At 31.5% G+C, this 9,938-nt stretch carries 10 protein-coding genes; all 10 read left to right on the top strand.

Translation table 11 applies throughout. The annotated features are described in order from the left end of the window. The first annotated feature begins 46 nt into the window (after positions 1-46). The 10 genes from COL05_RS28380 (at position 47) to COL05_RS28335 (ending at position 9,874) form a co-directional block, all read left to right on the top strand. Entirely contained in the window at positions 47-187 is a 141-nt protein-coding gene (locus COL05_RS28380; RefSeq protein ID WP_048527108.1) for an FbpB family small basic protein, read from the top strand. Between the two features lie 329 nt (positions 188-516). Further along, positions 517-1,710: an acyltransferase family protein gene (locus COL05_RS28375; RefSeq protein ID WP_098671015.1), complete on the top strand. Its 1,194-nt coding sequence runs from the start codon at positions 517-519 to the stop codon at positions 1,708-1,710. Continuing rightward, on the top strand, positions 1,711-2,454 hold the full coding sequence (locus COL05_RS28370) for a YveK family protein (protein ID WP_098671014.1): 744 nt from the start codon (positions 1,711-1,713) through the stop codon (positions 2,452-2,454). Continuing rightward, positions 2,441-3,061 (top strand): CpsD/CapB family tyrosine-protein kinase, encoded by a 621-nt coding sequence (locus tag COL05_RS28365; protein ID WP_142337705.1) that lies wholly within the window; start codon positions 2,441-2,443, stop codon positions 3,059-3,061. The genes COL05_RS28370 and COL05_RS28365 overlap by 14 nt, the downstream gene beginning before the upstream one ends. An 18-nt stretch (positions 3,062-3,079) precedes the next feature. Then, positions 3,080-3,718, top strand: coding sequence for a sugar transferase (locus tag COL05_RS28360; RefSeq protein WP_098671012.1), 639 nt, complete (start codon positions 3,080-3,082; stop codon positions 3,716-3,718). Positions 3,719-3,755: 37 nt separating this feature from the next. After that, complete coding sequence (locus COL05_RS28355; RefSeq protein ID WP_142337704.1) at positions 3,756-5,192, top strand: oligosaccharide flippase family protein; 1,437 nt, start codon at positions 3,756-3,758, stop codon at positions 5,190-5,192. A gap of 3 nt (positions 5,193-5,195) precedes the next feature. After that, positions 5,196-6,410 carry an O-antigen ligase family protein gene (locus COL05_RS28350; protein ID WP_098671010.1) on the top strand — a complete coding sequence of 405 codons (1,215 nt, stop codon included), beginning with the start codon at positions 5,196-5,198 and terminating at the stop codon, positions 6,408-6,410. Further along, a complete protein-coding gene (locus tag COL05_RS28345; RefSeq protein ID WP_098671009.1) occupies positions 6,385-7,185 on the top strand; it encodes a glycosyltransferase family 2 protein in 801 nt (266 codons plus the stop codon). The genes COL05_RS28350 and COL05_RS28345 overlap by 26 nt, the downstream gene beginning before the upstream one ends. After that, positions 7,182-8,234, top strand: coding sequence for a glycosyltransferase family 4 protein (locus COL05_RS28340; RefSeq protein WP_098671008.1), 1,053 nt, complete (start codon positions 7,182-7,184; stop codon positions 8,232-8,234). Before COL05_RS28345 ends, COL05_RS28340 begins: the two co-directional genes overlap by 4 nt. Before the next feature lie 92 nt (positions 8,235-8,326). Then, complete coding sequence (locus COL05_RS28335) at positions 8,327-9,874, top strand: glycoside hydrolase family protein (protein WP_142337703.1); 1,548 nt, start codon at positions 8,327-8,329, stop codon at positions 9,872-9,874. Positions 9,875-9,938 lie beyond the last annotated feature (64 nt).

Below are 9,938 nucleotides of genomic sequence, written 5' to 3'. Positions count from 1 at the left end.
AAAGTTTCACTTTATATAAACCATCCCCCAAGGAGGACAATAAAAAATGAGAAAAAAAGTGAGAAAATCTTTTAAACAATTATTAATTGAAAATAAACAATCACTATTAAATAATAAAGAAAATATGAAAGAAATTGAGGAACGAATTGAGAAACGACATGTCGCATATAGTGGCTCTAGCAACTAAATAAGGTAAAAAAAGATAGCCGATAAAGGCTATCTTTTTTGTTTTATATTGAAATAACTATATTTCCCTCTTTAATTTTTGTAAATATACAAGATATTTTCATAGTGTTTTTCTACCAATTTTTTTCATTTTTCGAGGTTGAAATTGGTATATACCAATTAAAAAGATTTACTGTTCATAATATTACAAAAAATGTTACAATACATTCAAAATTACGCTATAAATCATTTTAATATGAAAAATTGGAATGAAAAGAAAGGAGAGGAATATGAATAATGGTGTCGCTTTGAAATGATTATTATCATTTCATTAGGAGTTGATATAAAACGATGGATAGGTATGAAGAACTGGATTCAATTCGAGGAATTTCCTCATTGGTAGTAATGATTGGTCATCATTTAATGATTTTTTCAGTATTTCAAAATTACAGTTATGAAGATAATAAACCATTTGTTATGTATCTATTAAAAGAAACACCTGCTCGTCTAATTTTTAGTAGTGGTAACGAATCTGTTATTATCTTTTTTGTTTTGAGTGGATTTGTTTTGTATAGATCCATTCAAAACAACTACGATAGTTATGGATCCTTCCTTTTAAAGCGTATATGCAGAATTTATATTCCATATATCGTAGCAATACTTATAGCTATTTTATGCCAAACTACAATGAGTGAATATGGAATTTCTCATTTAAGTGAATGGTTTAATCGCTCATGGACGATTGAAAGTTCTTTAAGCCTAATCGTGCAGCATATATTATTGGTTGGGAAATATAATACAGATGCATATAACGGCGTAATTTGGTCACTTGTTCATGAAATGCGAATATCAATAATTTTCCCGTTAGTTTTGATGGTTTGTTTACGAAAAACGTTGAGGGATTCGTTATTGACATTGTTTAGTTTTAGTATATGTTCTGTTGTGATTCTATTATTATTTCACTCAAGTTTAACATTAACAAGCTATGCATTAACCCTGCATTACACAGTACTGTTTTTACTAGGAGCACTAGTTGCGAAGTATAAAAATAATATAATAGTTTTTTATAGTAATCGTACTAAAAATGAGAAAATTGCATGGTTTTTATTAGCGATTTTACTTTATATGTATGAAGGGCTTATCGGAGAAATTAAAGTGCTCAATAATTTTATATTTCGAGACTACATAGTAGCGATAAGTACATGTTTATTTGTCATATTAAGTTTGTCAGTATCAACTTTGTCATCCTTGTTGCGTAATAAATACTTGTTATATTTGGGGAAGATTTCTTACAGTCTTTATTTATATCATATCATATCGTTATTTTCCCTTATATACATGCTCCATGAAATATTACCGTTGCCTATCATTTTAATTTTTTCACTCGTTTTTTCATTTATACTTGCAATGCTTTCGTATATATTTGTAGAAAAATTTGCATTCAGAGTCGGAAAGTATGTAACAAAGCAAGCGAATAGAAAGAAGAAAGGGTTATCTGTAAAGAATGATGTGCAGAATATGAATCAGACAAAGGCGGTGAAATAATTGAAGCAAGAAATTAGTATGAAGGATTTTCAACAGTTATTGAAAAGAAGGATAGTAACAATTATTTTGACGATGTGCTGTTTAACTGTTTCTCTAATTCTTATCTCTATGTACGTATTAAAGCCTTCATATCAATATTCAACACAAATTCTCGTTGGGAATTTAGATGAGTTTAATAAGGAAAATTCAGCAAATAAAACACAGGAAAATAAGCAACTCGTAACTTCGTATGTTGATATTTTAAAAAGTCCACTTATTATTTCAACCGTCAAAAAAACTTTGAAATTAGAGCAATCAAGTTACGAATTAGCTCAAAAGATTTCAGTAGTGAATATGGACAATTCACAAATTGTTACTGTTACAGTAAAAGATTCGGATCCTAAAATTGTAAAAGAAATTGTAAAGTCACTGGCAGAACAATCTCAAAAAAGCTTTCAGCAGTATACGAATGTACAGGGAGTAAAAATATTAACTGACCCTGAGTTACAGGAAAAAGCTGAAAAACTGTTTCCGAAATTTCAACTTATTATCCCTATCTCTTTACTTGTTAGTTTTTTTGTTGGGGTAGGTTTAGCTGTATTTCGAGATTATTTTGATGAGCGTATATACGTGGAACAAGATTTGGAGAAAATAACAATAATCCCTGTTATTGGTTACATAAATATGAAACCGAAAAGAAAAAAGAAATCTACAGAAGTTGATCCGCAATCATCTATATATCGAGGTGAACATGTCGATGTTTAAGACAAAGAAACAGCTTCCATTTGATCCGCATGATGCTTTAATGAAAGAGCAGTTTTATACGCTGTATCACGAGTTGAAAAAATCGGGGAAACAAGTGTTCACAATTAGTTCAACGAAGGATAGAGGCGTTGTTGCCTCGCTTATAGTCAATATAGGGCTAGTATTTGCAGAAATGAAAAAAAAGGTGTTACTTATCGATGTGAATTTTTCCGATCCTAAGCTACATCTACTATTACAAAGCAACCATACGAAAACAGTGAATGATATAATAAGCGATTCCTCCTGTAGTTATGAAACTTTCTCTAGTAACTTATCTAAATACTTATATTGTATTCCTGCAAAAAAAACAGTACACACCGGTACACCTTTAGTTGCTACAGATGAATTTGATTATGTAATTGCAAAATGGAAGGAAGATTTTGATTACATTTTCTTGTATTCCTCTGAAGTATTTGAGCTTCCTGCTACGCACATGATTGCAGGGAAATGCGATGGAGTGGTCTTAGCGGTTAAAAAGAGAAAAGATTCCCTACGTACTGTGCAAAAAGTGATAGCAAATATAGAGAAGAAAGAATGTGAATTAATAGGTATAGTTTTATATTCTTGAATGTGGGGGTAACGATCTATGATTCGTGAAACAAATCAAGCCAAGTTGTATACGATTCCGGCCCAAGAAAAGACCAGTATTTTGAATCGAAGTATAAAGCGCTTGTTTGATATTATATTTTCACTCATATTGTTACTAGTAACGCTGCCAATTATATTGTTTTTTTGTATTATAATTGCTTTCGAAACAGCAGGAGCTCCAATTTATTTTCAAGAACGTTTAGGGATGAATGGGAAGAAATTTAATGTATTTAAATTAAGGTCGATGGTAAAAGATGCTGAAATAAATGGACCGCAATGGGCAGATGAAAATGATCCAAGAATTACTAAAGTTGGATCATTTATAAGAAAAACGAGAATTGATGAATTGCCGCAACTTTTCAATATTTTAAAAGGCGATATGTCTTTTGTTGGACCTAGGCCAGAGAGAGAGTATTTTTATAAACAATTTGATACCTATATTCCGGAATTCAAGGAACGTTTAATTGTGAAGCCAGGGTTAACAGGATGGGCACAAATAAATGGTGGGTATGATCTTGATCCGAAAGAAAAGTTGAAATGGGACATGGAGTATATTGAAATGAAAACGATTAAGATGGACATTCATATTTTATGTAAAACTGTTTTAATCGTATTGAATGGTAATGGTGCAAGATAAATATATGTAAGTAGGTTGCTTGCAAAGGAGAACAGGTATGGGTAGATCTATTTTAAATAATATTATCCATCTATTTTATAGCACGATTTTAGCTAACCTTCTTCAGGCTTTGAGTTTAATTGCTTTAGCGAATTTTTTTAATGCACAAAATTATGGGATGTTTAGTGTTGCTATAGCAGTGACGTTTGTTATGTTATTTTTTACAGATTTAGGACTTACGAATACGTTTCTTCGAGAAGGGGCAAAAGATGGAATAGACTTAGAGATGATTTTATCGTCGTATATAAAGGTAAGGATGATTCTACTTATTTTTATTTCTATAATCGGCTATATTGCTATTCATTATATGTATGCGGATAGAAATTTGATTTATATGATGATAAATGTAATGTTTTTCATGTTAATAGGATTAACTTGGCAAAATATAGGGATTGCCTACTTTCAGCTAACGGAGCGTATGAAGTATATAGCACTTATTAAAGTTGTATCAGCGGCAGTTGTCATTATCATTACATGTTTTTGTATTTTCGGAGAGTTACCAGTTTATATAACTGCGTGTTTATATGGATTTGGTTATATGATTGGTGGTATATGCAGCATATATGTAATGAAAAGAAAGACGAATGTGAATATGAAAGTTGTAATTCATAAAGCGTTGTTTTGGCAAGTGACACCTTTTATTATTAGTGGTTTTTTAATAATGAGTACGCCACAATTAGCACCTATCTTACTTAACTATACATTGCCATTAAGTATGTTAGGTGTTTTCGCGGTGGCGTATCGGATGCCAGCCGCTTTATATCAAGTACCAGGGGTGATTGCAGGGGCGTTTTATCCAGTGCTCTTTAAGCATTATAATCAGAATAAATTAGAAGAGCATACGAAATTAAACTTACTTCAAATAAAATTAATGGCGATCGAGGGAATATGTATGACGCTCGGTTTATATCATTTAGCACCTTACTTTATTTCTATATTTTTTCATGAGGAATGGAAAAATGCAGTAGAGCCACTCCAAATATTATCATTTCTCATTGTACTGCAAAGTTTAAATATTGCTATAGCTGATGGTTTAACAACGAGTGGACGTCAAAATAAAAGAACGGTTGTGCAATGTATAGCATTAGTGATAGGTGGGATTATGCTTTATAGCTTTAGTAGCATTGGTGGAGTGATAGGAGCGGCTTATGCTATGGTTTTATTTGAAATTATAGCTTTAGTTGGGTATATAGCAGTAAGTGTAGTGAAGGGGAAAATTGTATTTCAAATTGTCATACCTTATACAATTTATTTTGGCGTAACTTTTATTGGGGTGCAATATATATTGCATACATATCATTTCATTGCGCTCGTTCTTAATGCGTTAATCGTAGTAGTGGGTATATTCCTATATGACTATGAGCTGAAAAAACTTCTTCTTTCGTTTATAACAAAAACACGTAAAAAGGATTATATTACGAAACAGGGGATATAGCCTATGGAAAATAATATGAAAATATCGATGAAATGGATTATGCTCTTAATATTATTTGTCATGTTAAGTAAATACAATATATATATTGGATTTTCGCTGAAGATATATATGATTTTTTTAGTCATATATTTTTGTTTAACAGTTAAAAACTTTCATATTCAAAAGCTATATTTTCATGAAGTTGTATTTTTACTATTTTATTTCATTTATTGTTTCAGTGGAATTCTTTCTATATATTTACATGCTAGTATTCGTATGATTTTTGGTGTGTTACTTGTTTTAGGGTGTTATTTTATAATGAGAAATTTAGTAGGAAATGTTGAAATAGCAACACTTGAATCATCTATTGTATATGTAGGAATTATATTTAATATTGTAAGTCTAATACTGTATATAGTCGGTTTACAGCACTTTGGATTGTACGGTGGTGAAGAAAGAGAAATTTTTGCCGGACTATTAGTTGATAGAGGATATCCAAGGTTAATTGGTTTGCTAGATGATCCTAACATTTTTATTTTTTATAATACAATATTTTTTATGTATTATATGACAAACCTACATAATATGACGAACATTTTAGGATTGATTTTATGTGTTACGACAAGTTTATTAACTTTCTCAAGGGGAGGGATATTAGCACTTGTGCTCGTCGTTTTTGTATATGTATGTACATCTAGTTTTGCAAAAAAAATAAAAATAATAATGTGTTTACTATTGTTTGGTGTAGTGATCTTCAGTTTATCGAATAGTGTAATGGGTGGCCAATTGGATGACATATTGAATAAACGAATTTCTGATTTTTCGCATGATAATGGAAGTGGAAGATTTACATTATGGGAAGCTGCTTTTAAATATTATGTATCCAATCCATATATCGGAATTGGTGCGTTTAATTTTTCGAATTATTATGATTTTCAATTTAATGAAAAATTATATGTGCACAATACATTTTTAGAAATTTTGTCTGAATCGGGTACAATTGGTTTTCTTTTATATAGCGCTTTTTTATGTATATTAATGTTTAAATTAACGCAGTATACTCTGTTTCGTGAAAAACCGTATCTTTTATTGACTATGATTGGATTTTTATTTCAGATGATGTCATTGTCACTCATTATTAACGAAGCGTTCTTTTTATTTTTAGCAATGGTTGTGAAGTACACTTCAATATATGAAGGAAGGGGAAAGGTAGATGTTAAAATGTCTATCAGCACATAATAAGGCGCCTCATGTTTCTGTAATAACACCTTCTTATAATAGTATACGATTTATAGGTGAGACGATTTTATCAGTACAAAATCAATCATATGAAAATTGGGAAATGATTATCGTTGATGACGCTTCAACTGACCAATCTGCTGCAAAAATTAAAGAGATAATAGAAGGGGACTCACGTATTAGGCTAATATCATTAAAAGAAAATGTTGGTGCTGCGAAAGCTCGGAATTTAGCGATTGAAGAGGCGAGAGGAAGATATATTGCTTTTTTAGATAGCGATGATATATGGTTGCCAAATAAATTGAAGATGCAATTGTTATTTATGGAAGAAATGAATGTGGCCTTTTCATATGCATCGTATAGTTTAATCGATGAAAACGGTAATGAACTAAATCGAGAAGTGAATGTACCAAAATCTGTTGACTATCATCGTTTGGCAGGAAATACAATTATCGGTTGTTTAACAGTAATGATTGATCGGGAAAAAATTTCCCATATTGAAATGCCTAATGTGCAGCCGGAAGATACAGCGCTATGGCTAAACTTATTATATGAAGGGCATGAAGCGAAAGGAATACAGCAAGTGTTAGCGAAGTATAGAATTGTAGCAAATTCTGTTTCGAGAAATAAAATGAGAGCGGCTTTTCGGTATTGGAAATTATTAAAGGAACAAAAACGATTGAATGCAGTGCAAATTTTTTACTATTTTAGTAAGTATGCTTTTCATGCCTATAGAAAAAATAAAATCAATGTAGTTGGGAAGACGCAATTATGAATATATTGTTGATGACAGACAAATTGATAACTGGAGGAGCTGAAAGTTATTTCTGTAAATTGGAAAGCAATTTGCGTGATGAGAACTTTACAGTTTATACAGCTGCAGGTGATGGAGAACTATATGAATCTCTTACTAGAAAAGAAAATTTCATGTTGCTTAGTCGATGGAATCATTTGAGAAATATTTATTATTTGCGAAGAGAAATATGTGATCGAAAGATAGAAATTATTCATGCAAATAGTTTACGAATGGTTTTATATTCATTTCTACTTCAAAAGTTTATGAAAAAAAAGATAAAAGTCGTGTATACGAAACATAATGTAACGATATTAGAAAAGAAAATGCCAATTCTTTTTCGGTATTTCATGAATAAATATGTGAACAATATTATTACAGTAAGTGAGTTTGAAAAAAATAATTTAATTTCAATGCATGTAGCTGCAGAAAAAATAAAGACGATTTATAACGGTGTGGATATTGAAAAGTTTTTATTCCGGCAGAAAAAGACAGAATCTACTTATCATGTAGGGATATTAGCCAGATTATCCAAAGAAAAAAACCATCAACTATTTGTAAAAATTGCAAATGTGTTGAAAAAGAGAGATGATTTTAAGTTTTATATTGCTGGTGATGGACCAGAGAAAGAGTCTATTATGAAAGAAATAGAAAAGTATGGATTGCAGCAAAATGTAAAGATGTTAGGGAATATTTCGGAACCACATAGATTTATAGGGAATATGGATGCCCTACTTTTATTATCTTTTCGTGAAGTGTTTCCGATGGTGGTAATTGAAGCGATGGCCACAGGGACACCAATTATTTCAATAGATGTCGGCGGAATAAATGAAGCGGTAATAGATGGAGAATCAGGTGTTTTGATATCTGAATATTGCGAATTCGAATTTACAAAGGCGCTTGAGGAATTACAAGAGAATGAAGAAAAGGTGAATGGTATGAGACTGAAGGCACGAGAGAAAGCAGAGAGATATTTCTCGTTAACGAAAATGATAGAAGAAACGAAAGATTTATATGAATTAAACAAATGACTGTAGAAGTCGTTTGTTTTTTTTATTATAGAAACTTTTAAGATAAAACTCACATATTATATGAAAAAGGTAATATGAGGAGTGAATTTATTTTGTCAGAATATATTTCTTCCCAAGAAGATTGTGCACCAGAAAATAGCGTTCATATTGATTGTTTTGGAGCAGTTCCAAACTCGGGAAATGATAGTTCATTAGCAATTCAGCAAGCTATAAATTATTGTGTAGCGAATCGAATTTCGACGGTTAGAATTACAGGGGTAAATACGTACAAAATTGTAAAACCGGTTGTTGTTAAATCAAATGTAAGGTTAGAGCTAGATCCTACTGTAACACTACAAATCGATGGAGATTTTAATGCGTTCGAATTGCAACAAAATGCGTCTATAACAGGTGGTACAGTTCAAGTTATAAATCCACTGTTTCAATCTGCAGTTATTTATGTTTCCGGTTCACAACAAATAGAAGTTCCTAATCACTCTCTTATATCAAATATAAATATAATAAATGCAACGTCGTCATATAAAGGAAAGGCTATACACTTTTATTGTCAAAAAGCATGGGACTATATTAGTTTTTTTCAAGTCAACTTTATTCAAATTAAAAACTTTCAAACTGCAATAGATTTAAAGACAGAATTTATAGAGGATATAAATACACCTTGCTGGATTAACGCAAATGTATTTCAATCTATATTTATTGATGGATGTCAGTATGGGATTGAAGTAGAGGGAAATAGTGATTTGCCAAATGAAAGTTCAGGCAATACATTTCATGATATTCAAGTACAGTGTAGACAGCAAACGAAAAAAGTAATTCGTTGTACGGGTGCTTATAATACATTTGATTGTATGATTTGGGATACGTACCGGATGGGTAGCGAACCGATTGTCATTGAATTTTCTTCTAATTCGCATCGTAACTACCTTTTTTCGAATTTACTTTCCACAACTATTGTCGATAAAGGACAATACAATGTTTGTAAGTCTACCTATGAAGAATCTCTTCGGGTTCAGTTGCCAATTACGTTAAATAAACCACATTTAATAGGGAACCAAGATGATATATTAGTAAATGCTCAGCAGAAGTATACTGTTAAGCAAGCAAGTGGGAAATTACCTTACGGGGGGAATCTTGCAAATTGTTTTAATTTAATAGATGAACAAAGTGTAAACTATATCGATGTTCCAGATAGTAATCCAGTCGTGATTGAATTAGATTTTACGAAAAATCCAATCCAAATGTTGAATTGTTTTGGCATGTATTTTGGATGGGGAGAGAGCCCGAAGAAAATTAAAATTGAGTATGCATTAAGTGCAACTGGAAATTGGGTTGTTGCATTGGATGTTCCATTAAATGTAGGCGATACAATTATATCGAATATGAAGGCGAGTCAACTATATAAAGTAAGAATTACACTCAGTGGTTACGTTCAAGACCATAAACGTTTTCGGATTAATCGTATGTTTGCGAGGTCTTCTATGGAGAATGGGAATGCTTGGTTAGCGACAACAGGCGGAAGAATGTTTGGAGATATTGAAATAGAAGCAAGTAAAGGTATCGTCATGAAGACTGCTAGTGGAGCGAAATGGAAAGTAACGATTAATGAGGGTGGCCAACTTATTACGACTAAATTAACTTGAGATGATGCTCGGTTATAAATGCTTGGACGAGTTATTAAGTAGTATGATAAAGAGAATGAAAAAG

This window comes from Bacillus sp. AFS059628, assembly GCF_002571225.1.
Taxonomy (GTDB): Bacteria; Bacillota; Bacilli; order Bacillales; family Bacillaceae_G; genus Bacillus_A.
The sequence above is the reverse complement of the archived record's forward strand: the minus strand, read 5'-3'. Positions and strand labels throughout refer to the sequence as shown.

What these genes read in the sequence shown, in the direction of transcription:
- COL05_RS28380 (WP_048527108.1), top strand. Translation starts at nt 47, where the DNA reads ATGAGAAAAAAAGTGAGAAAATCTTTTAAACAATTATTAATTGAAAAT.
- COL05_RS28375 (WP_098671015.1), top strand. Translation starts at nt 517, where the DNA reads ATGGATAGGTATGAAGAACTGGATTCAATTCGAGGAATTTCCTCATTG.
- COL05_RS28365 (WP_142337705.1), top strand. Translation starts at nt 2,441, where the DNA reads ATGTCGATGTTTAAGACAAAGAAACAGCTTCCATTTGATCCGCATGAT.
- COL05_RS28360 (WP_098671012.1), top strand. Translation starts at nt 3,080, where the DNA reads ATGATTCGTGAAACAAATCAAGCCAAGTTGTATACGATTCCGGCCCAA.
- COL05_RS28355 (WP_142337704.1), top strand. Translation starts at nt 3,756, where the DNA reads ATGGGTAGATCTATTTTAAATAATATTATCCATCTATTTTATAGCACG.
- COL05_RS28350 (WP_098671010.1), top strand. Translation starts at nt 5,196, where the DNA reads ATGGAAAATAATATGAAAATATCGATGAAATGGATTATGCTCTTAATA.
- COL05_RS28345 (WP_098671009.1), top strand. Translation starts at nt 6,385, where the DNA reads ATGTTAAAATGTCTATCAGCACATAATAAGGCGCCTCATGTTTCTGTA.
- COL05_RS28340 (WP_098671008.1), top strand. Translation starts at nt 7,182, where the DNA reads ATGAATATATTGTTGATGACAGACAAATTGATAACTGGAGGAGCTGAA.